20 protein-coding genes and 1 pseudogene are annotated in these 21453 nt (G+C 67.0%); 10 read left to right on the plus strand and 11 right to left on the minus strand.

Annotated elements, in window-relative coordinates:
• Positions 1–5: 5 nt before the first annotated feature.
• Complete coding sequence (locus IBX22_RS24875) at positions 6–572, minus strand: hypothetical protein (RefSeq protein ID WP_194818122.1); 567 nt, start codon at positions 570–572, stop codon at positions 6–8.
• A gap of 28 nt (positions 573–600) precedes the next feature.
• Here IBX22_RS24875 and IBX22_RS24880 point away from each other — a divergent pair, with 28 nt between their 5' ends.
• Positions 601–1821 (plus strand): cytochrome P450, encoded by a 1221-nt coding sequence (locus IBX22_RS24880; protein ID WP_194818123.1) that lies wholly within the window; start codon positions 601–603, stop codon positions 1819–1821.
• A gap of 181 nt (positions 1822–2002) precedes the next feature.
• Positions 2003–2551 (plus strand): annotated as a pseudogene (locus tag IBX22_RS24885) (TetR/AcrR family transcriptional regulator); the annotation flags it as partial.
• A 202-nt stretch (positions 2552–2753) separates the two neighbouring features.
• Here IBX22_RS24885 and IBX22_RS24890 read toward each other — a convergent pair.
• A complete protein-coding gene (locus IBX22_RS24890) occupies positions 2754–3356 on the minus strand; it encodes a QsdR family transcriptional regulator (RefSeq protein ID WP_309234781.1) in 603 nt (200 codons plus the stop codon).
• A gap of 63 nt (positions 3357–3419) precedes the next feature.
• On the opposite strand from IBX22_RS24890, the gene fabG reads away from it, so the two are divergent.
• From fabG to IBX22_RS24905, 3 genes are all read left to right on the plus strand, one after another.
• Positions 3420–4169, plus strand: coding sequence for a 3-oxoacyl-ACP reductase FabG (gene fabG, locus IBX22_RS24895; protein ID WP_194818124.1), 750 nt, complete (start codon positions 3420–3422; stop codon positions 4167–4169).
• A 4-nt stretch (positions 4170–4173) separates the two neighbouring features.
• A complete protein-coding gene (locus IBX22_RS24900; protein WP_194818125.1) occupies positions 4174–4626 on the plus strand; it encodes a MaoC family dehydratase in 453 nt (150 codons plus the stop codon).
• Between the two features lie 175 nt (positions 4627–4801).
• Positions 4802–5233 (plus strand): hypothetical protein, encoded by a 432-nt coding sequence (locus tag IBX22_RS24905; RefSeq protein ID WP_194818126.1) that lies wholly within the window; start codon positions 4802–4804, stop codon positions 5231–5233.
• Between the two features lie 5 nt (positions 5234–5238).
• On the opposite strand, the gene IBX22_RS24910 is transcribed toward IBX22_RS24905, so the two are convergent.
• From IBX22_RS24910 to IBX22_RS24935, 6 genes are all read right to left on the minus strand, one after another.
• A complete protein-coding gene (locus IBX22_RS24910; RefSeq protein WP_309234782.1) occupies positions 5239–5943 on the minus strand; it encodes an ElyC/SanA/YdcF family protein in 705 nt (234 codons plus the stop codon).
• A 103-nt stretch (positions 5944–6046) separates the two neighbouring features.
• Positions 6047–8800 carry a DUF5682 family protein gene (locus IBX22_RS24915; protein ID WP_194818127.1) on the minus strand — a complete coding sequence of 918 codons (2754 nt, stop codon included), beginning with the start codon at positions 8798–8800 and terminating at the stop codon, positions 6047–6049.
• Positions 8797–9906: an AAA family ATPase gene (locus IBX22_RS24920; RefSeq protein ID WP_194818128.1), complete on the minus strand. Its 1110-nt coding sequence runs from the start codon at positions 9904–9906 to the stop codon at positions 8797–8799. The genes IBX22_RS24915 and IBX22_RS24920 overlap by 4 nt, the downstream gene beginning before the upstream one ends.
• Positions 9907–9918: 12 nt before the next feature.
• The gene (locus IBX22_RS24925; RefSeq protein ID WP_194818129.1) at positions 9919–11268 is read right to left on the minus strand and encodes a VWA domain-containing protein; all 1350 of its coding nucleotides are present in this window, start codon (positions 11266–11268) and stop codon (positions 9919–9921) included.
• Positions 11265–12638: a hypothetical protein gene (locus tag IBX22_RS24930; RefSeq protein WP_194818130.1), complete on the minus strand. Its 1374-nt coding sequence runs from the start codon at positions 12636–12638 to the stop codon at positions 11265–11267. The genes IBX22_RS24925 and IBX22_RS24930 overlap by 4 nt, the downstream gene beginning before the upstream one ends.
• A complete protein-coding gene (locus IBX22_RS24935; protein ID WP_194818131.1) occupies positions 12638–13126 on the minus strand; it encodes a hypothetical protein in 489 nt (162 codons plus the stop codon). The genes IBX22_RS24930 and IBX22_RS24935 overlap by 1 nt, the downstream gene beginning before the upstream one ends.
• Positions 13127–13407: 281 nt before the next feature.
• Between IBX22_RS24935 and IBX22_RS24940 the strand changes: the two genes are divergently transcribed.
• On the plus strand, positions 13408–14952 hold the full coding sequence (locus IBX22_RS24940; RefSeq protein ID WP_194818132.1) for an NAD(P)/FAD-dependent oxidoreductase: 1545 nt from the start codon (positions 13408–13410) through the stop codon (positions 14950–14952).
• Here the strand turns inward: IBX22_RS24940 and IBX22_RS24945 are convergent.
• The gene (locus IBX22_RS24945) at positions 14949–15353 is read right to left on the minus strand and encodes a hypothetical protein (protein WP_194818133.1); all 405 of its coding nucleotides are present in this window, start codon (positions 15351–15353) and stop codon (positions 14949–14951) included. The two genes, IBX22_RS24940 and IBX22_RS24945, sit on opposite strands and share 4 nt — an antisense overlap.
• Positions 15354–15569: 216 nt before the next feature.
• Between IBX22_RS24945 and IBX22_RS24950 the strand changes: the two genes are divergently transcribed.
• Entirely contained in the window at positions 15570–16364 is a 795-nt protein-coding gene (locus IBX22_RS24950; RefSeq protein ID WP_194818134.1) for an SAM-dependent methyltransferase, read from the plus strand.
• A gap of 64 nt (positions 16365–16428) precedes the next feature.
• On the plus strand, positions 16429–17160 hold the full coding sequence (locus IBX22_RS24955) for a ferritin-like domain-containing protein (protein ID WP_194818135.1): 732 nt from the start codon (positions 16429–16431) through the stop codon (positions 17158–17160).
• Between the two features lie 365 nt (positions 17161–17525).
• Here the strand turns inward: IBX22_RS24955 and IBX22_RS38345 are convergent, their stop codons facing one another.
• Complete coding sequence (locus IBX22_RS38345; protein ID WP_309234783.1) at positions 17526–17864, minus strand: hypothetical protein; 339 nt, start codon at positions 17862–17864, stop codon at positions 17526–17528.
• Positions 17865–17883: 19 nt separating this feature from the next.
• On the opposite strand from IBX22_RS38345, the gene IBX22_RS38350 reads away from it, so the two are divergent.
• Complete coding sequence (locus tag IBX22_RS38350; protein WP_309234784.1) at positions 17884–18021, plus strand: excalibur calcium-binding domain-containing protein; 138 nt, start codon at positions 17884–17886, stop codon at positions 18019–18021.
• 74 nt (positions 18022–18095) lie between these two features.
• On the opposite strand, the gene IBX22_RS24965 is transcribed toward IBX22_RS38350, so the two are convergent.
• Positions 18096–18869: an IclR family transcriptional regulator gene (locus tag IBX22_RS24965; RefSeq protein WP_194818136.1), complete on the minus strand. Its 774-nt coding sequence runs from the start codon at positions 18867–18869 to the stop codon at positions 18096–18098.
• Between the two features lie 913 nt (positions 18870–19782).
• Between IBX22_RS24965 and hutH the strand changes: the two genes are divergently transcribed.
• Positions 19783–21321 (plus strand): histidine ammonia-lyase, encoded by a 1539-nt coding sequence (gene hutH / locus IBX22_RS24970; RefSeq protein WP_194818137.1) that lies wholly within the window; start codon positions 19783–19785, stop codon positions 21319–21321.
• The last annotated feature ends 132 nt before the right edge of the window (positions 21322–21453 follow it).

Here is a 21453-nt window from a genome sequence, read left to right on the forward strand (position 1 = left end):
CTACCTCATGACGAGGACATGAAGATCGCGCATATCGACACCCATTGGGACACCGCCTTCGTCGGCATGCAGCTGTCACCGGTGGCCCTGCCCAGCGTGCCCTGGCGTCTGGTGCGATCCGCCGCCGCGGTAGAACGCGCATCGGCGCCCCTCCTGCGTCGCCTGCCGCACCGCCCGGGCGTCTCTATGCCTGTCACCGGAGCGGCCAGTTCGCGGGCCTGGTGGACGACCCGGGCATGGCCGGCGACCAGGATGACCGGGCCGCGCCGGTGCACCCGCTGCACTACGTCGATGACGTGGGAAACGTTGTCCTCCACCGTGATTGCGGACATCGGTGAGGGGGCGGCGCTGAACGCGGCTAGATCCTGCGTTTGGTAGGACATGGGTAGCGGGGCGTCGAGCCCATGGCCGGGTAGGACTACCGGCAGGCTGCGGTGACCCAGCAAGGCCAGTTCGCGGACCACGGGTGTCCAGAAGAAGCTATTGCTGATGAGGCCGTGGACGAAGACCGCCAGCCCGCCTCGGCGGAGCGCGCCGGGGCGCGGGTGGGGACTGAAACGTGTTCTAGACAAAATTGATTGATTGTCTTACGGTGGCGACATGTCGTCAGGGTTGTCCAGTAGCGTCCGGTTCGAGTTGCGGTCGGGGGTGACCTGGCGAGATCCGTGGCAGATGTATGCCGCGCTGCGGGACCACGATCCGGTGCACCACGTGATCCCCGAGGGTGACCCGGAGTCGGATTACTTTGTGCTGTCGCGATATTCGGATGTGTACGAGGCGGCTCGTGATCCCGCGACGTACTCCTCGGCCTCGGGGATCACCATCGACTATCGAGATCTGGAAAAGGTGGGGCTGGGGGAGAACCGGCCGTTCGTGTTCACGGATCCGCCGGAGCACACCGACTTTCGCAAGCATGTCTCGAAGGGGTTCACGCCGCGCCAGGTGAGCGCGGTGGAACCGGCGGTGCGGGAGTTCGTGATCGAGCGGATCGAGCGACTGCGGGCCGCCGGCGGCGGCGACATCGTCACCGAGCTGTTCAAGCCGCTGCCGAGCATGGTCGTCGCGCACTATCTCGGTGTGCCGGAAGCGGATCGGTCGAACTTCGACAGCTGGACCGAAGCGATCGTCGCGGCCTCGGCGCAGGGGAACGTCGCGGACGCGCAGGCGGCGGTGGGGGAGCTGCTCCAGTATTTCACCGGCCTGATCGAACGCCGCCGCGGCGAGCCCGGCGACGACACCATCTCGCACCTGGTGGCCGCGGGAATGGGGGCCGACGGTGATTTCGCGGGGATCCTGGCGATCCTCGGCTTCGCCTTCACGATGATCACCGGCGGCAACGACACCACCACCGGAAACCTCGGCGGCGCAGTGCAATTGCTGCATCAGCGACCGGATCAGCGGCAGCTGCTGATCGACGACCCGAGCCTGATCCCGGACGCGGTCGAGGAATTCCTGCGGCTCACCTCACCGGTGCAGGGACTCGCGCGCACGCTGCGCCGGGACGTCGAGCTGCACGGCGTCACCATCCCCGCCGGTCGCCGGACCTTGCTGCTGTACGCCTCGGCCAACCACGACGAGCGCGAATTCGGTGCCAACGCAGGCGAACTCGATGTGCGCCGCAAACCACGGCAGATCATGACCTTCAGCCACGGCAACCATCACTGTCTCGGTGCGGCTGCCGCTCGGATGCAGGCCCGGGTCGCGTTGGAAGAGCTACTGACCCGCTGCCCTGCTTTCACAGTCGATCTCGACGGGGTTCGCTGGTCGGAAGGGAATTACGTGCGCTGGCCTACGAACGTGCCGTTCCAGGTCGCGGGATGAGAGGTAGAGCGATGCAGGAATCCAAGGGCGGCAACGGCTCTCGTACTCCGTGTAGGTCAGGTGCTGAGATGCCAGTCCACGCAGTTTCGACGGGGATGCCGGTGCTGGTCGGTGCCGTCTCGCAGCAGGTGGCTTCGCTATCGCCACAAGGCGCTTCGCAGTGGCGGCATGGTGTGGCGCTGTGGTGAGCGGTTGGCTTCGCGACGAGCGGAACGACGCGGCGGTGGAGCGAATCCTCGACGCGGCTGGTCGAGTCTTCGCTGAGAGTGGTGTGGCCGAGACCGGGATGGCGGAAGTTGCCCGGGCAGCGGGTTGTTCGCGCGCGACGGTCTACCGCTATTTCGAGAATCGGCAGGCGCTGCGACTGGCGTTCGTGCATCGCGAAGCGCGACGGTTGGGGGCTGAGGTGGCCGACGAGGTCGCGGGGATCGAAGAGCCGATCGAGCGAATTGTCGCGGCGATGCTCGCGGCAGTGCACGCGGTCCGGGCCGACCCATTGCTGATCGCTTGGTTCACCCCCACCAACGCCGGGTTCGCGGGTGACATCGGTCAGTCGTCGGAGGTCATCGAGGCAATGGCGGGGCACTTCCTCGGCGCGAGCGGGGCAGCGGAACTCCCGCTGCTTGCCCGATGGATCACCAGAGTGATCGTCTCGCTGCTCACCGTCCCGGGCCGCGACGTCGGCGAGGAACGCGCCTTGCTCGAAGAGTTCGTCGCACCGCTGCTCAGCGGGGTGCGAGTGACTTATAGGGCGGTGGGTCGGCGCCTTGCTCGCGCTGTTTGTCGGGCCGCTACTGAGCGGGAGTGCCGACGCCGTAGTAGGCGGTGGGTCGGGGCGTTGCCCGAAGGCTTAGTGGGTGCCGACGTCCTTGCGGGCAGGAAGGGACATACTCGAGGAGTTTGTTGGCCGCTGCCACTGGGGTGCGGGCGTCCTAGTCTGCGGCAGGGTTGGCGCCGACAAGCACCGCGACAACCTGCCGGAGCCGGTCGACGTCGCCGCGAATACCGGCGGCGCGGTCGTTGTACAGGAATGCCTCGGCCAGGCGGACCAACGAGTAGGCGAGCAAGGGGCGTTCCAGCGGTGGCTGGTAGCCGTCCTCGCGCTCCACGCGGGCGATCAGTTCTTCCACGGCCGCAATGGCTCTGGTCTGCACCGGCCCGTCACCGGCGGTGATGATGCGCAGACCGGACAGCGGTTCGTTCTCGAAGTAGCGGCGGAAGGGTTCGTTGTCGGACTCCCAGCGGGCGACCCGGTCGAACACTTCGAGCACGCGTTGCGCCCCGCTGGCACGGCAGCGCGTATCGGCCCGGGCGATCAGGCCCTCGTATTCTTGGACCAGCATGGCGCCGAGCAGTCCGTCGCGGGAACCGAACCAGCGGTAGATGGAGGCGCGGCTGAGCCCGAGTTCCGCGGCGATGGCTTGCACGTCGACGCGCTCACCCGCCAGGAAGGCGCGGCGGGTGAGGTCGAGGACCTGTTCGCGGGTTGCCGAGGCCGGGCGGCCGGGGGAACGGGTGGGCGGGGGGTTGCGCACCGGGTGAATAATACAGCTCGTAACGTATGTCTCGAACGTCGCCCATTCACGTCAGGAGTCTCCATGACCCGAACAGCCATTGTCACCGGATCCGCCCGCGGCATCGGCGCGGCCACCGCCCGCCGGCTCGCCGCCGACGGTTTCGCGGTCGCCATCCTGGATCTCGACGAATCCGCCTGCAAGACCGTGGTCTCCGAAATCGAAGCCGCCGGTGGCAAGGCTCTTGCCGTCGGCGTCGACGTCTCCGACGAGCAGTCGGCCGAAGCGGCGGTGCAGCGGGTCGCCGACGAACTCGGCGCCCCGACCGTACTGGTGAACAACGCGGGCATCCTGCGCGACAACCTGCTGTTCAAAATGTCGCTGGCGGACTGGGATTCGGTGATGAACGTGCACCTGCGCGGGTCGTTCCTGATGAGCCGCGCCACCCAGAAGTACATGACCGAAGCCAAGTGGGGCCGCATCGTCAACCTGTCGAGCACCTCGGCGCTGGGCAACCGCGGGCAGGCCAACTACTCCGCGGCCAAGGCCGGCCTGCAGGGCTTCACCAAGACCCTCGCGATCGAGCTCGGCAAGTTCGGCGTCACCGTGAACGCGATCGCACCCGGCTTCATCCAGACCGACATGACCGCCTCGACCGCCGAGCGGGTGGGTGTGCCCTTCGACCAGTTCATCGAGTTCTCGGCCAAGCAGATCCCGGTCCAGCGGGTCGGGCAGCCCGACGACATCGCCAACGCGGTCTCCTTCTTCGTCGGTGAGGCGGCCGGATTCGTGTCCGGCCAGGTCCTCTACGTCGCGGGCGGACCGACCAGCTGACGCCATGAAGATTTTCAATGGAACGGCCGAACTCGAGCAGGCGGTCGGCACGCATCTCGGTTACAGCGACTGGCACACCATCACCCAGGAGCAGGTGAATCTGTTCGCCGAGGCAACCGGTGATCACCAGTGGATTCACGTCGATCCGGTCCGGGCCGCCGATGGACCGTACGGGACCACCATCGCGCACGGGTACCTGACGCTGTCGCTGCTGCCGATGCTGGTGTCCGAGATCTACCGGGTCGACGGGCTGAAGATGGGCATCAACTACGGCTCCGACAAGGTCCGGTTCCCGGCCGCGGTGCCGGTGGGCAGCCGGGTGCGAGCCGGAGTCGAGCTGGTCGCGGTGGATCGCAAGTCCGCGGGCGCTCAGATCTCGACTCGGGTCACCATCGAGATCGAGGGCGGTGCGAAACCGGCCTGCGTCGCGGAACCGATCGCGGTCCTGGTCGACTGAGTGGCCCCTCGTCGTCCCGGCATGCGCTGGGACGACGGGGGTGCATTGTCTCTAGCTGACGCGCTGGCGTGATCAGCCGTTATCGGGCGGGTGCAGCCGTTACCATCAGGCGCACTGGACCGGCCGACGCAGCTCCATCGACGTGCGCCGGCACCGCGCGACGAGGGACTCCCACATGAGTGACCGGATCACCGAACCAACCGCCCGACTGCCCCTGCGCGTGGGCGTCGTCGCGGCCGTCTGCGCCGCAATGTCGGCGACCGCACTGCTCGGTGCGCCCGGAGCGGGCGCGACCGCGACCCGTCTCGGGATCTTCGCCGACATCAACGTCGGTTCCGCCACCAATTACGGCACCGGCTGCACCTATACCGTGCAAGCGTTCGTCACCGACCCTGTGGCCCCGGTCTACTTCTACGACAACGGAATTCCGCTCAACACGATCAAACCGACCGGCGGCGTCGCCATCCTGAAATGGGTGCCCGCGACTACGGGCCTACACACCCTCGGCGCTGTCCAGGTTCCCGACGACATCATCACCGCGACGGTCGACGTGCGCGTCGGCACCGGCCAGCACCTCGGCTACGGCTGCGTCGTGCACGGCGGCTGAGACCGTTACTTCGGACTCGCCGAAATAGCGTCTCGCACCGAGGTCTCCTCGTTTCCGAGGAACTTCGGGTCCGGCTCGGTGGCCATCTCCCACACCGCCTTGGTCGAGGCGATCTGATCGCGCACCCAGCACTTGATCCAGACACCCTCGTGCGGCTGACTGTGGTCTGCCACCGCGTCGGTCTCGATCCCGGCCGCCTGACACAGCGACACCGTGCGGGGAACGCTGAAATCCTGGGTCACGACGATCGCCCGCCGCACGCCGAAGATCTTGTGTGCCCGGACGCAGGACTGATAGGTGTCGAACCCGGCGTAGTCCAGCGCGATCTTGGCGGACGGGACGCCCTTGCGCACCAGATATCTGCGCATGGCCTCGGGCTCGTCGTAGGTGCGCCGGCCGTTGTCCCCGGTCAGCAAGAGCGCCTTGACCTTCCCGGACTCCAGCAGCTGCCGCCCGATATCCAGTCGCGCCGCCAAGTACGGCGACGGCTGGCCGTCGTCATATACCTGCGCGCCGAAGACGATCGCGACCTCTGTCGCCGGTACCGCGTCCGCCGTGTACTCGTGCCCGCTGGCCTGATACCTGACCCAGCCGACCGAGGCCAGCACGGCGAGCGCACCTGCCAAGACAACGATGGCCGACCACCGCAGTACCACGCGCGGGCGCGGACGCACCGATGCTGCCCGGCCTAGAACTTCCCGAATCCCCACTCCGCCATAGTGCCTGAATGTCAGGCGGGTTGACACCTATCAAGTGCTGGACGCCCGAAAGCCTGCGGCACATGGGGTGCCGCAGGTTTCGGGCGCGGAGTGGTCAGGCGCCCGGGACGAGGGTCGCGAGCGCGGTGGCCGTGGCGGGGTGCTTGTCCAGCAAGGCCGTCACGGCCGTGTTGGTGGCGGGACCGGCCGACTGCCACGTTCCCTGGTAACCGAGCAACTCGGTGAGAGCGTCACAGGTCGCGGGATGGGATCGGAGCAGGTCGGTGGCCGGGCCGCCCGGCGCAGCGGGGAGCGCGGCGAGGGGTTTCGGTGCCGCGATCCACGGCGGCACCCAGGATTGGAGTGCGGGCAGGGTCGCGGGGAAGGTGCGGCCCGCTTCGCGGGTGAGAGACGGGATGAGTTCGGCTGCTTGGCCTTTCAACGTGGTGATCAGTTTTGGCAGCCAGGGGAGCAGGACCGAGTCGGGGAGCCGGCCGAAGGCCTTCGACAACACCTCCACGATGAAGGGTTTCAGCGTGGGGACCGGGTCCATGGCCTGGATGAAGCCGCTGAGATACTGCGGGAAAGCCGGGACGACAAGGGGATTGGCGAGCATGTCGTCGCAACGGGTGCGCAGTTCCGGCAGTGTCAGCAGGCCCAGTTGGTAGCGGGTGGCCCAGAGCAGCGCGACCTTGGCCGGTGCCTCCGGATGGGATTGCAGGACCGCGAGTTCGAGCTGGGTGTGATCGCAGCCCAGGGACAGCGCCAGGTTCTCCATGCCGAACAGGAAGCCGAGCATGGCCGCGACCGGGCGGACGCCGGTGTCTTCGTCGGCGAACGCGGTGGGCAGCAGGGTGCAGTAGTGGGCATAGCCAGCAGTGACGAATTTCCCGCACCAGTCCGGCAATCCGGCCTCGGTAGAGCGGAAGTAGTTGAGTAGCAGGCGGATTCGGCGCAGCACCTCCGGGGCATCGTCGACCGAGCGCTCGGCGGCCAGCAATTCCACCGCGCGGGAGCCCAGCTCGTCGGCGAGCCGGGAGGAGCCCAAGTACAACAGCGCGTCCTCGACGGCGGCCAGTGCCACCGCCGCGGTGGCATCTGGGTCGTTGACGGCCCGCCGGAGCCGCTGCTCCAGCACCTGTTCGAGAGTCACGCCCTCGTAGCCGATCTGGACCAGGGCGCGCTGGTGTTTGCCGATCGCCAGATCCCAGGATTCCTGAATCGAGCGTTCACCCAGTGCTCGTGTGCCCATGATGGGGCGCACCGCCTCGGCGGGCATGAGCCGGCGCAGGATCCAGAGCAGGTCCGAGCACGGTTGCAGATGCTTGTCGGTTTGCAGGTCGAGCAGGCAGCGCTGCACGGTGCGTTTGCTCAGGTCCAGCCCGAGGGGTTCGAGCCGATCGAGGACATCCTGGGCCAGCGGCGGCAGCGCGGCATAGCCGACCTGGCCGATCCGATCGCCGCCGAGCAGGATCTCGCAGAGCCGCCGCACGTCGCGACGACCGGGCGTGTGGTCCTTCTCGATGCAGGTGATCGCCGCGTCTTGGAAGTCGTACGGGGTCGGGCGGGCCCGATTTCGCATGCCCGCCAACAGGATCGAGGTCTCGAAGACCGCGATGGCGTCGGCGGTGGAGGCCAGGTAGCCGTTGCGCCGGGCCAGCCGGACGATGTCGACCGACCATTCCAGGAGTTCGGCTTCGTCGAGGGCGTCCAGTTGCGGTGGGCTGGACAGGAACCCGGAGAGCTTGTCGGCAGCGGCCGGAACCGTGGCCAGCGGCTGCACCTTCCCGCGCCGGGTACTGGCCTTCGCGGGTTGCCCGTTCAACTGGAACGACTTGATCCCGTTGCGCCGCAAGCCCTTCGCCCAGGTCGCCGTGGCGATCGAGACCGAACCCGAGGCCAGCCCGAATTGCGCTTCGATCGCGGAATGGCTGGACGGGATCAGCCCGTACTGCCAGGCCGTCGCCGAACGCGGAGTGATCTCGAAGGGCGCCTGCGAAGCCAGCCCGAACTGCTCGACCCGGCTGGCCGCGTGGAACGCGCCGCAGATGTAGAGGCAGCTAGCGGGGTCGGCACCGGTCGCGGCAAGGTGCTCGCGCATGCGGGTCCACATGTAGCGTTCCCGGTCCTCGTCGCGGTCCAGATCGGTGCGCCGCAACCGGCGGAACAGGCTGCCGATCAACACCATCACCTGGCGGTAGGTGTCGTAATCGGCGCCCGACAACGGCTGTTCGACGTACTGGTCCCACCATTCCGACCAATGCCGGACCTTGCCGTGGTGCAGCAGATGCTGCTCCAGCTCGGCGAAATGCGGTCGCATATCGCCGATTTCGATGCCCACCGCGTCACCGTGCAGGGCTGCTTCCTCGCCCTCGGCCGGCTCCGCGGGTTCGGCCGGCGTCCACTGGAAAACGTGGTCGGTGGAACGGTCGACCAGCACCAGTTCCACGCCGGGAGTGTCGAGCGCGTAGGCGATGGCCTGATATTCCGCGGACGCCTCGGTGATCGGTGCGACCACCGACAGCGGCGCCCACTCCTTCGGCAACCCGTCCGGCTCGCCCGCCCAGGCCTGCACCGCGACCGGCAGCTTGCAGTTGCGCAGCTCGTCCAGAATCGGGCGCAGATCCTCACACAGCTCCAAATAGATGACGCTGGGCCGTTTTTCGTGCAGTCGGCGTGCCATCGCCAGCGCGGAGGCGGGCGAATGGTGGCACACCGGGAAGATCTCGAGCTCTTCGCGCAGCGCCCGGTCGACATCGTCGACGATGCCGGTCAAGATATCCGTGGCCGCACCGGGTGCACCGGCGAATTGCGTTGCGGCGGTGGTCAGTTGGTCGCGTAGCGCGGAGAACTGTGCCGGCTCGGTCATGAGAGCCTCGCGATCGCGTCCTTGCCGCCGTCCAGGAACTGCGACCAGTCATCGGAGTTCTTGCTGCGCGGTTCGACCACGCCGTGCCAGAACTTGTTGAGGATCGCCAGATCCTCCGGCGCCCGCCGGGCCAGCGACCCGACCAGCGAACTCGCCAGGGTGTTCGCTCGCAGGGTGCTGTCGCCGAAGAACTGGCTGTGCAGGATGGCGTCCTCGAGCACACCGATCTGCTCGGCGGTCGAGAGCGCCGACTCCAGCTTCTCGTCGTCACTGGCGGCAGCAGCCGCGGCGGCGCGCAGATCGGCGAAGGAATCCAGCAGGATGTCGAGCAGCGTGGGCGGCACCTCCAGTTCGATCTGGTGTCGGCGCAGCAGCTCGGCGGTCCGGAAACGCACGATCTCGGCTTCGCTGCGCTTGTTCGTGACCACCGGGATGCGCACGAAATTGAAGCGGCGCTTGAGCGCCGAGGACAGATCGTTCACGCCGCGGTCGCGGCTGTTGGCGGTGGCGATGATGGAGAAGCCGGGCTTGGCGAAGACGATGTTGTCGTCGTCGAGTTCGGGGATGGAGACGTATTTCTCGGACAGGATCGAGATCAATGCGTCCTGGACATCGCTGGTGGAGCGGGTGAGTTCTTCGAAACGGCCGATCACGCCGTTCTCCATCGCGGTCATGATGGGCGAGGGGATCATCGACTCCCGGGACTGGCCCTTGGCGATGACCATGGAGATGTTCCAGGAGTACTTGATGTGATCCTCGGTGGTGCCGGCGGTGCCCTGTACGACGAGGGTGGAGTTGCGGCTGATCGCGGCGGACAGGAGTTCGGCCAGCCAGCTCTTGCCGGTGCCCGGGTCGCCGATCAGCAGCAGGCCACGGTCGGAAGCCAGGGTGACGATGCTGCGCTCGACGAAACTGCGGTCACCGAACCACTTCTGGTCGATCTGGCGGTCCAGTCCATCGGCGCGTTCGGAGCCCAGAATGAACAAGCGGACCATCTTCGGGCTCAACCGCCACGAGAACGGCTTGGGTCCGTCGTCGATCGATTCCAGCCAGGCCAGCTCGTCGGCGTACTTGACTTCGGCAGGGGCGCGCAAGGTGTCGGACATGTCTGAAATCTCCTAGTCGAGAAAGTTCTTGAGTTCGTGGACGAGTTTCTGGATGCGGCCCGAAAGCACCGGCGTCCCCATGGTTTTGAAGCGTTCTTTGAACCACGGATTCACGCTCTGGTGCCCGGAGCTGTTGACCGAGCCGACCGGGATGAACTTCACCCCGTTGCGATGAATGGCCTGCATGGACTCGAACAGGGGTTGGCATTCCCATTCGTAGAAGTCCGAGATCCACACCACCACGGTGTTTTTCGGGTCGGTGATCTTCGGCTGCGTGAGGGTCATGGCGACCCGGCCGTCGGTGCCGCCGCCGAGGTTGGTGCGCAGCAGCACCTCGAACGGATCGTGCACCCAGGGTGTGAGGTCGAGGGCGTCGGTGTCGTAGGCGATCAGATGCACGTCGACCTTCGGCAGGCCGGCGAAAATCGAGGCCAGGATGGTGCAGTTGACCATGGCGTCGACCATGGACCCGGACTGGTCGACCACGACGATCATCTTCGCGGGCACCGTCCGCTTGGCGGTCTGCCGGTAGAACAGCCGATCCACGTAGAGGCGTTCGTCGTTCGGGTTCCAGTTCGGCAGGTTCTTCCAGATGGTCCGGTCGACATCGAGGTTGCGCAGGATCCGCTTGGGCGGCACCGAACGGTCGATCGTGCCCGCACTGGCCTGCTGCACCTGGGTGCGCAGCACCTCGGCGATCTGCTCGACGAACCGCCGGATCAGCGCCTTGGCATTGGCCAGGGCGATGCCGGAGAGGTTGGATTTGTCGCGCAGCAGCTGTTCGATCAGCGACATGCTCGGGGTGAGCTGGGCGGCCAGGCCCGGGTCGGCCAGCACTTCGCGCAGCCGCATCCGGGAGACCAGATCGCCTTCCAAATCTGCCAGCACCGTGCGCATCTCGCCGTTGCCCTCGTCACCGAGGATCCGCTTCAGCCAGCCCGCGTCCCGCTGCCAGCCCGCGAGCTGGGTGGCGCTGACATTGCCCGAACCGGTGGCGAAGACGTTGAGCAGCAGTTTGGAGACCAGTGCGGCACTCCGGACCTGCTGCGTATCAACGACATTCGCGGCATCGGCGTCGGCGTCGGCGTCGGGAAGGTCCGTCGCTGCGGGTTCGTCCGCGTCCGCGTCGTCTTCGGTCCGGACTGCGGCCCCAAGGGTTTCGAATTCTGTTTCCAGTTCCGGAAACCGTTGCACGACAGTGTCGATCGAGACACCCGGGTCGAGCAGTGCGACCGGGAGCCCGAGGTCGCCGACTACGGCGGCGCTGCCCGATTCCAGCGCCGGCTGCGGCTCGTTGTCGAAGATGCTCGCGAGCAGACGCCAATACAGGATCTGTCGCTGGGTTTCGTAGGTCTCGTTCATTTCCGCAGCAACCTGCCTGCTCGTTCCCGTAGCACTGCCACGGAATCGCCCGACTTCGCCTGTGCCTTCACGACTTTCGGATCGGTCGGGCCGCACGCCCAATCGCCGCCGTGCAGTTCGGTGATCGCGCCCTTGACTGTCTTCCGCACGGCGAGCGGGCGCAGGCTCCAGCTGCCCGCGTCCCACCGCAGCAAGCCGAGGCACGCCGAGGAGCCGGTGAACGACGTCGGGGTGAGCGGGCCGCAGCTGGGCAGCCGGTCCAGCTCCAAGGCGAGCCGATGTCCGTCGAGCTCGAGGCTGCCCTCCTTGAGCCGGTAGCCCTCCAGCAGGACCGGTTCGGCAACGTGGACGGGATCGCGGTCCAGTGGCGGCACGGCCGGGCCGGTTGCCGCAGGGAGCTGAATCCGCGCGCTGGCGAACGGATCCGCCGGGGCGCCCAGCGCGGCGCGGTCGTCGTGCCAGAGCAGGTCGCCACTCGCGGTGAGCGGCATGTCGGTTACGTCGACGCTGCGGTGTTCGGCCAGCGCTTTCAGGAGCACGGGATGCGCGCCGAGCACTTGCCAGATCGCCGGGCCGACAATGGTGTCGACTTTGGCGGCGGAGACGCTCGCCCGTACTCGCCGGGTGCCTTCCGAGCTTTCCAGCACGGCATACACCTGTGCCTGAACCGCTGTCCCGTGCTCGTGTACGTCCACGCCGAGGATCAGCAGGCGTCCGGAAACCGTTGTGGCTCCGGAGAACTCGTCGCCCCGCCAGGACAGCAGCAGCGCCCGCGCCCAGAGGTCGGCCCAGCGTTTGGCCGGTACCCGATCCATGGTCGCTACCGGAGACGAGGCACTCAGCTCCGCGGCGAGCCCGTCCAGCAGTACAGCGAGCCGCCGCAGACCGGGCTCGGCCCACAAGGCCTCCACTGTCTGGTCGGCCGCCGAGACCAGGTCGTGGTCGACGCCGCGCCAGCCGGTGATCGCCAGCTCCTGCAGCCAGGCTCGGCAGCCCGCGACCAGATTTCCCGGTGCCGCGGCCGAATCCCCCTGGACCCATGCGGATCTCGATCGGCCGAGTGCGGTATCGAGCCGCTCGGTGAGTGCGTCGTGCACCGCTCCGAGCAGTGCCGCGCGGGCGGCGGCCAGTGCCGAAAGATCTTCCGGGCCGATCGAGCCCGTATTCAGCTTGGCGATGGCATCGGCGACAGGCGCGCTCAGCGGCGAGCCGCCGATCGCCCCGGCGAGTGTGGCCAGTGCCGCGGCCTGCTCGTCGCCGATCCGTGCGAACCCGTGCACCAGGGCGTCGTCGAACCCGGCGATCACCTCGCCGACCTCGGCGACCCCCGCCGGCTCGTCCAGTAGCTGGGCCAGTTGTGTCGCGAGCATCAGCGCTGCACCCCCGTGGCCGGGAACCACTGCAGCTCCGGAATCGGCGCGGAGCTGCCCGGTAGTTCCAGATAGGCGAGATGCCGCAGGAAGCGGCTGAACACCGCGGCCGCCGGCGCCGGGTCGCGGCGGCCCCGCAGCGCGCCCGTGAGCTCCCGTGCGTCGGTGGCCTCCACCCGCAGGAACCCGGCCACCCGCTCCACCCCGTACTGCAGGGCCGCCTCGGTGATCAGCGCGTCGATGTGTTTGCACTGCCACCCGTTGTTCAACCCGCCACAGGGCCGATTGTTGTTCGTGCTGCAGCTGAGCCCGTGCGTCTTGGCCGACACCGAGGACACGTAGACCCGTGCGATATCGGAGCCGCTGGACACCACGCCCTGCAGCCTGCCGTCGGCCATTTCGACGAAAGGAACCTTCGCCAGCTTGCGAGGTGCGACGGTGGGCAACACCCGCACCACCGAGCTTCGCTCCCATTCAGAGGTGTCCATCGGCTTCCCTCCCGTTGCTTGTCATGGTGATCAACTTACGCGGGGGCACCGACAAGTTTCGGCGCCTGGAAACGTCTACCTATCTGGTCGTTTGGCCTGTCCGACACGGGGATTCGAGTTGTCGGAGGGTCCTGCTACGGTCCGCTCGGGGAGCTACGCGCAAGCACCCGGCCGAGCCGTGGATCGGTCCGTCCCGGCACCTGTGCACTGATCTCAGACAACTTCAGGCAAATACTGCGCGTCGGCAGCTTCCGGCTCGCCCGGCGTGCTATCGAAGACGGATGACCCCGACGCGCTCCTCCTACGATGCCGTGATCGTCGGCGGCGGCCACAACGGCCTTGTCGCCGCTGCCTACCTGGCGCAAGCCGGACGATCGGTGCTGGTTCTGGAAAAGGAGCCGGACACCGGCGGCGCGGCCGTCTCGGCGCGCATGTTCGCGGGCATCGGCGCGCGGGTGTCGCGATACTCGTATCTGGTGAGTCTGCTTCCGCCGCAGATCATTCGGGACCTCGGCCTGCGGTTCGAAACACGCAGGCGGCGGATCTCCTCTTATACGCCGGTGGGCTCCGGCGGCCTGCTGATCGACACCGGATCCGCGGACCGCACCCGGGACAGCTTCGCCCGGCTCACCGGTTCGGACCGGGATTACCAAGCGTGGCAAGGCTTTTACGCGCGCACCGGCCGGTTGGCGGAACGCGTGTTCCCGACCCTGACCCAGCCGCTGCCCGCGCGCACCGAACTGGCCGAGCTCATCGATGACGAGGCCATGTGGGAGGCGATCTTCGAGCGGCCGCTCGGCGAGACCATCGAGGCGACCTTCGCCGACGACACCGTGCGTGGCATCGTGCTCACCGACGCGCTGATCGGCACCTTCGCCCACGCCCACGACCCGTCCCTGCTGCAGAACCGCTGCTTTCTGTATCACGTGATCGGCGGCGGCACCGGCGACTGGGATGTGCCGGTCGGCGGCATGGGTGCGCTGACCGACGCGCTGGCCGACGCGGCCCGTGCCGCCGGAGCCGAAATCGTCACCGGCTGTGCGGTCATCGCGATCGAAACAGACGGTGGCACAACGGAAGTCCGGCATGAGCGCGGAATCACCGGTGCCGGTCACGTCCTGGTGAACGCCTCCCCATACGAGCTGGCCCGCTTGCTCGGCGATCCATTGCCCGTGAAACCCGAAGGTGCGCAACTCAAACTGAACATGGTTCTGCGTCGGCTGCCTCGATTGCGCGATACCGCAGTGGATCCGCGCGACGCCTTCGCCGGAACATTCCACATCGCCGAGTCCTACAGCCAGCTGGAACAGGCCTACCGGGATGCTGCGGACGGCCGGCTCCCCGCTGCCCCGCCTTCCGAAATCTACTGTCACACACTGACCGACCCGTCCATTCTGTCCCCGGATGCCGCCGTGGCGGGCCTGCACACCCTCACCCTGTTCGGATTGCACACCCCCGCGCGGCTGTTCGCCGCCGACCCCACCAAGGCCAAAGATGAGCTGGTGAAAGCAACTCTCGCGCAATTGGATACGGTCTTGGCCGAGCCCATCGCCGACTGCCTGGCCCTCGACGCCACCGGCAAACCCTGCCTGGAGGCCAAATCCCCGATCGATCTGGAACGCGACATCGGCCTGCCCGGCGGTCACATCTTCCACCGCGATCTCGCCTTCCCTTGCCACGACGACGATCCGGCCGATCCCGCCACCCGATGGGGTGTGGGGACCGGCCGGAAGACCGTATTCCTCTGTGGGGCAGGCGCGGTGCGCGGTGGGGGCGTCAGCGGGATCGGCGGCCACAATGCCGCCATGGCGGTGCTGGAGTCCTAGGCCACCGCCACCCGCGCGGCCCGCCCGCGAGTCTGCAGGTAGCCGCCGAGCAGTGCGCTCGGCATGGCCAGCACGACCAGGCTCAGGGCGTAGTAGTGCGGTCCGATATCCATGTCGTAGGTGGCCACGGCGCCGAACGCGGAGAAGAACGTGCCGATGCCGCCCAGGATTACCGCGTGCTTCAACGGTCGCCGGGGCGCCAGTGACGCGGTGAGGTAGGCGCCGAGGATGTTGAATACCGTGCGATAGCCGATCACCGTAAGGACCAGCGGCACACCGACATACAGATGATCATGGGGCAGCACGCCGGCTGCCTTCAGGGCCGCGTCGGTGCCGAGGGATGCGATGCTCGCCGCGGCGAGTCCGGCGACGACCGCTCCGGTGCTCTTGATGATGCTCATGATGTTCTCCTTCAGGTTTTAGCCCGCATGTTCGGGCTTGTTGCCTGTAAGTCGGAGCCGATCGCGCTTCCTCGACATACTTCGCAGAACTTTTTCCGAGATTTTCTGGCAACCGGGACTCGGATCGCCCACAGTCCGCGAAACCCGCTCCGGTGGACCACCGATCGGCAGTACAGTCACCGCGACGCAACCGTTGCTTTCGTTTCAGGAGCCTCCATGGCGAACAAGCGCAAAGACCTAATCCGCACCGATATTCCGCATTCGGCCCGGATCTGGAACTACTGGCTGGGGGGCCGCGACAACTACGAGGTCGATCGGGTCGTGGGGGAGTCCTCGGTGCAGGGATACCCGGACATCAAGACCATGGCGATCCAGTCCCGCCAGTTCCTCATCCGGTCCGTCCGGTACTTGGCGGCCGAGGCCGGGATCCGGCAGTTCATCGATATCGGAACCGGCCTGCCGACCATGGAGAACACGCACGAGGTGGCGCAGAAGGCGGCGCCGTCCTCGAAGATCGTCTACGTCGACAACGATCCGCTGGTGCTCGCCCATGCCCGCGCGCTGCTGATCAACACCACCGACGAAGGGGTGACCACCTATGTGGAAGCCGACTTCAACGAGCCGGAGGCGATCATCGCCGACTCCCGCAACGTGCTGAACTTCAAGGAACCCATCGCGATCCTGTTCATGGGAGTCCTCGGGCACGCGCCCACCGCCGATGACGCGCGCGGCATCATCCAGACCATGATGGACGCTGTCGTCCCCGGTAGTTACCTCGCGCACAACGACGGCACCGACGATGACGAAGGCTATGTGCGGCTCTGCCACAACTACGCGAAATCCGGTGGTGTTCCCTACCATCCGCGTCCGAACAAGGTGATCGCCAGCTATTACGAGGGGCTGGAAGTGGTGGAGCCAGGGATTGTCCCCCTGAATTATTGGCGCACCGACGAAGAGGAGCGCGGGATCCGGCCCGGCTCGGTGTGGGGCGGTGTCGGCCGGAAGCCGTAACCCTGCACAGAATCTCCACTTCTGCCCCCGCCGACCTGCACAGCTGCTTCCTAGGGTTTCGCCTATGAACAAAGTGCAGGTCGGCGTCGGTCATTCTGGCGATTTCACGCGCTGGACAAGCGAGTTCGAAGCGAAGGTGACCGCGCGCGCCGCCGCGGGTGACCCGGATTGGTCACGCGGCGCCCGGCTCGATCCGGCGGTGGTGCGCAGTGTGCAGCGCTTCCAGGTGGGGGAGAGCGGCGACGGCGCGAATCTGATCGGCAAAGCGGATCGCGCCGGGGATCCGGAATATTCGGCCGCCGTGCGGCTGTTCATCGCCGAGGAACGCAATCACGCGCGCTTGCTCGGGCTGCTGCTGCAAGCCGCCGGGCAGCCGACTATTTCCGGGCACTGGACCGACGCGGTGTTCGTGCGGTTGCGGCGGGCGCTGGGGTTGCGAATCGAACTGATGGTGCTGATGCTCGCGGAAGTTGTTGCGCTGAGGTACTACCGGGCGCTGCGCGACGGTGCGGGCGATCCCTTGACCACCCAGGTCGCCGGGCTCATTCTCGCCGACGAACAACGGCACGTGCCGTTTCACTGCCAGCGGTTGCGTGTCGCTTTCGCCGCGAATTCCCGTCCGGCACGGTATTTCGCACTGGTCGCGTGGTGGGTGCTGATGGTGGGCGTGACCGTGGTTGTGGCGGCTGATCACGGTCCGGCGCTGCGGCAATTCGGCGTCGGGCGGCTCGATTTCGCGCGCGGCGTGTTCGCGCTTTTCGCTGTCATCGCGCCCTCGGCGATCCCGCCGCGTTGACCCGTCCGGATTGCCGGATTAGGAAAACAATCGGTCGCTCGATATTCTCTGGGGTCGTTACCCTTCGGTAGCGCAGTGTCGATGAAGTGAGCAGGAAAGAGCGAGATGAGTTTTCGGCGGATCGTAGCCGGCGGGGGAACACAGCGGATCGAGGTCAAGTTCTGCTATCGCCTCCGAGTTGCGGAGTCCGAAAAAGCGGCCCTGGAAAGGGTTCTCGGCGCGCGTCAGAGCAGTTCGCTCTCATAGCCGTAACGCTGGGCGCGACGGCGCCGAATCCCTGGGTATAGCTCGACCGCACCGGCGACGGATTCGCCTGCGAGACAGAGAAAGTACCCCATGGATAACCGGCCGCAGCCGAATGCGTCTCAGCGCGCAGCAAAGAAGAAGAATCTGAAGATTTTCGCCGCAATCGGCGGCGGATTACTAGCCTTCTTATTGCTTGTCGGCATGATCGGCGGCGGTGACAAGCCAGGGTCCACGACGGTGCCGTCGTCGGCCCGAGTGGCGCCGATCGCCACCCAGGTGCCCACGACGACCCCGACCAGCACACCGACTTCTGGGGCGACCGCGACGCTGAACGAGGCTGTGCCACAGACGACTTCGGTTCCAACGACGGTTGTGCCGCCGGTGATTGTTCCGACAACGGTGCGTGCGCCCGTTGTGGTTCCGACGACGGTGCGTGTCCCGGTTGTGGTGCCGACCACTGTCGCACCTCCCGCACCGGTGACGACGGTCCCGCAGGCCGCCTACTACGCCAATTGCGCTGCGGCGAGGGCCGCTGGTGCCGCTCCGCTGCATCGGGGTGAGCCCGGCTACAGCTCGAAGCTCGACCGAGACGGAGACGGGGTCGCCTGCGAGTAATTCGGGCTTGCCCGGAAGTGTTGTGCCGCTGGAGCATCGCATTCACGCGAAGCACTGGCGGCACACCGCTGTGCTCAGTCGGCACGCCCGCCGATGCGCCGGGTCAGTTCGGTTGCGCTGCAATGTACTTCGGCCGCCAGTGCGGACCAGTCAGCGCTGCACGGAATGTCGTCGCAGTGGTGCCGCAACGTGACGCTGATACTGGCGATCGGGTGATGGGCGTGATCGAACACGGGGTGCGCGACCGACGCGAACCCCGGGGTGACGTGGCCATCCTCGCAGGACCAGCCGCGGCGATGCTCAGCCGATAGCAGCGAGCGCAGCGCAGCGAGGGTCGTCGGCCCCCGATCGGTGCGGCGGACAAACGCACCCGCGTTAGGAAACAGCGCCCGCACATGCGCCGCCGGGAGGTGCGCGAGGATAGCGCGACCCGAAGCAGTCAGCTGCGCCGGAAGCCGTACCCCGACATCAGTGACCAAGGTTTCGGGTCGGCGAGGGTGCTCCTTGATCAGGTACAACAACTCATTGCCGTGCAGGACACCAAGATGGGCATTGTGGCCGACCCGTTCCACGAGCTCCCGCAATAGCGGGCCCGCGAGGCGTTCCAGCGGATCGTGCCGCAGGTACGCCGAGCCGAGTTCGAACGCGGCAATACCAAGGCCATAACGCCGTTCAGCCGGTAGATGGATAACGAACCGAGCCTGCTCGAGTTCGGCGAGCAGGTGATAGGTGGTAGAGCGAGGCAGCTCGAGCTCACGCGCAATGGTGGCGGCCGAAACGGGGCCGGCCCGAGTCGCCAGCAACTGCAGCACGGCGAGCCCACGACGCAGGGCCGGAATGTCGCTCACGGGTGCACCTCGCCAGCGTCCGGCGCATTCCCAAGCGCCTTGGCTCGACCTCCAGTTCGCTTACGGAGTTCACTCGAGGACTGCACCTCATCAGCCTTCGGCTCCGTCGAGCGATAACTCGGCGCTACGCTCGGCTCGCTCGCGAGGCTCCTACGGACTGCCCGTCGCTCGCGTTGGCCGACCATGACCGTTATCCCGGCTCTACCTTGGGTTCGCTTGCGGGCCTTTCGTACGGACTGCCCGTCACTGGCGTTTGACTCCGGCACACGCGGTGACTCGGCTCTGCCTTCAGTTCGCTCGCGGGACTCCGTTGCAGATTGCACCTCGCTGGCGCTCGGCTCCGTAACGTGCGACAACTCAGCTCTGCCCTCGGTTCGCATGCGGGGTTCACTCACGAACTGCACCTCGTTAGCCTTTGGCTCCGCCGAGCGGTAACTCGGCTCCACCATCAGTTCGCTCGGGACGCCCTCACGGTCTGCCCGCCGCTCGCGTTTGGCGCCCATGAGCGATAGCCCGGCTCTACCTTGGGTTCGCTTACGTACGGACTGCCCGTCACTGGCGATTCGCTCCGGCACACGCGGTAACTCGGCTCTGCCCTCGGTTCGCTTGCGGGGCTTGTATATGGGCTGCCCGTCGCTGGCGTTTGGCTCCGGCACGCGCGGTGACTCGGCTCTGCCTTCAGTTCGCTCGCGGGATTCCGTAGCGGGCGATAGGGCGGCATTACCTTCGGTCCGCTTGCGGATCTCGGTCGAGGACTGCGCATCGCTGAGCTCGGCTTTCATGAGCGGTGGCTCGGTTCTGCTCTCGGCTGGCGGTGCTCGCTCACGGTGTTTCCCCGATCTGTCTGAAATACCAGACTGTATCCGGCGTGGCCTCGTTCTGGCTGGGGGGTTGCGGTTGTGGAATGGGAGCTATGCCGGAAATCGCACAGGTGGAATTGGATGGGCCGCTGTCGCGGGAGTGGGTTGTCGCTGTCGCGCGGGGTGTGGCGACGGTGCGGTTGAGTGGGGCTGCGGAGAAGCGGTTGGGTAGGGCGCGTGAGCATGTGGAGGCCTTGGCGGTCGGGAGTGTGCCGACCTATGGGGTGTCGACCGGCTTCGGGGCGCTGGCGACGCGGCACATTCCGCCGGAGAGCCGGGCCGCGCTGCAGCGGTCGCTGATTCGTTCGCATGCCGCGGGGGCCGGCGCGGCGGTGGAGCGCGAGGTGGTGCGGGCATTGATGCTGCTGCGGTTGCGGACGCTGGCCACCGGGCATACCGGGGTGCGGCCGGAGACCGCGCATACGTTGGCCGCGCTGTTGAACGCGGGGATCGCGCCGGTGGTGCCGGAGTACGGGTCGCTCGGGTGCTCCGGGGATCTGGCGCCGCTGGCGGCGATCGGGCTGGCGTTGATGGGGGAGGGTGAGGTCGTCGATGCCGAGGGCGTGCGGCGTCCGGCTGCGGAAGCATTGCGTGCCGCGGGGATCAAGCCCGTCGTGCTCGCCGAGAAGGAAGGGCTGGCGCTGACCAATGGCACCGACGGCATGCTCGGCATGCTGGTGCTCGCAATCGAAGACCTGCGCATGCTGCTCGACGTCGCCGACATTACCGCGGCGATGAGCGTGGAGGCGCTGCTCGGCACCGACCGGGTGTTCGCCGCGGACCTGCAGGCGTTGCGCCCGCATCCAGGGCAGGCGCGGTCGGCGGAGCGGATTCGTACGGCGTTGGCGGACTCGGAGATCGTGGCGAGTCATCGCGGGCCGGACTGCAATCGGGTGCAGGACGCCTACTCCCTGCGTTGCGCGCCGCAGGTACACGGCGCCGCCCGCGATACCGTGGCGCACGCCGAAACCGTCGCCGACCGCGAATTGGCTTCCGCCATCGACAATCCCGTCGTGCTGGCCGATGGCCGCCTCGAATCCAACGGAAACTTCCACGGCGCGCCGGTGGCGTATGTGCTGGATTTCCTGGCGATTCCGATCGCGGACGTGGCCAGCATGGCCGAGCGCCGCACCGACCGGATGCTGGATACCGCACGCTCCCATGGTCTTCCGGCGTTCCTGGCCGCAGACCCCGGTGTCGACTCCGGGCACATGATCGCGCAGTACACCCAGGCCGGTGTGGTCAGCGAGCTGAAACGCCTCGCGGTGCCCGCCTCGGTGGATTCGATCCCGAGCAGTGCGATGCAGGAGGACCATGTATCGATGGGCTGGTCGGCGGCACGCAAACTGCGCAAGGCGGTAGACGGGCTCACCACGGTTCTGGCCATCGAATACCTCACTGCCGCACGAGCATTGGATCTACGTGCGCCACTGCACCCCGGCCCGGCCACCGCCGCCGCGGTCGCGCTGCTGCGCACCACAGTCCCAGGGCCCGGCCCGGACCGGCACCTCGCTCCGGAGATCGCGGCGGCGGAGGCGTTGATCCGCAGCGGGGCCCTCAGCGTCGCTGTCGCCCAGCACCTTCCGTCGTAGGAGCTTGAATGTTGAATCTCCCGTCGTCCCGGATGTTCTCGGCAGTGACCCAGATGTTGAAGCCCCCGGCGTCTCGGCCCGGATCAGGACGCCAGCCACGGATTACTTGCGGCCCCGCGATGGCATGCCGTG

It is taken from the genome of Nocardia sp. XZ_19_385, assembly GCF_015355755.1.
In the GTDB taxonomy this organism is placed as follows: Bacteria; Actinomycetota; Actinomycetes; order Mycobacteriales; family Mycobacteriaceae; genus Nocardia.

Coding starts and splice junctions, on each gene's coding strand:
- IBX22_RS24880 (WP_194818123.1), top strand. CDS start 601: ATGTCGTCAGGGTTGTCCAGTAGCGTCCGGTTCGAGTTGCGGTCGGGG.
- IBX22_RS24950 (WP_194818134.1), top strand. CDS start 15,570: ATGGCGAACAAGCGCAAAGACCTAATCCGCACCGATATTCCGCATTCG.
- IBX22_RS24925 (WP_194818129.1), bottom strand. CDS start 11,268: ATGAACGAGACCTACGAAACCCAGCGACAGATCCTGTATTGGCGTCTG.
- IBX22_RS24945 (WP_194818133.1), bottom strand. CDS start 15,353: ATGAGCATCATCAAGAGCACCGGAGCGGTCGTCGCCGGACTCGCCGCG.
- IBX22_RS24940 (WP_194818132.1), top strand. CDS start 13,408: ATGACCCCGACGCGCTCCTCCTACGATGCCGTGATCGTCGGCGGCGGC.
- IBX22_RS24935 (WP_194818131.1), bottom strand. CDS start 13,126: ATGGACACCTCTGAATGGGAGCGAAGCTCGGTGGTGCGGGTGTTGCCC.
- IBX22_RS24920 (WP_194818128.1), bottom strand. CDS start 9,906: ATGTCCGACACCTTGCGCGCCCCTGCCGAAGTCAAGTACGCCGACGAG.
- IBX22_RS24955 (WP_194818135.1), top strand. CDS start 16,429: ATGAACAAAGTGCAGGTCGGCGTCGGTCATTCTGGCGATTTCACGCGC.
- fabG (WP_194818124.1), top strand. CDS start 3,420: ATGACCCGAACAGCCATTGTCACCGGATCCGCCCGCGGCATCGGCGCG.
- IBX22_RS24930 (WP_194818130.1), bottom strand. CDS start 12,638: ATGCTCGCGACACAACTGGCCCAGCTACTGGACGAGCCGGCGGGGGTC.
- IBX22_RS24905 (WP_194818126.1), top strand. CDS start 4,802: ATGAGTGACCGGATCACCGAACCAACCGCCCGACTGCCCCTGCGCGTG.
- IBX22_RS24900 (WP_194818125.1), top strand. CDS start 4,174: ATGAAGATTTTCAATGGAACGGCCGAACTCGAGCAGGCGGTCGGCACG.
- IBX22_RS24915 (WP_194818127.1), bottom strand. CDS start 8,800: ATGACCGAGCCGGCACAGTTCTCCGCGCTACGCGACCAACTGACCACC.
- hutH (WP_194818137.1), top strand. CDS start 19,783: ATGCCGGAAATCGCACAGGTGGAATTGGATGGGCCGCTGTCGCGGGAG.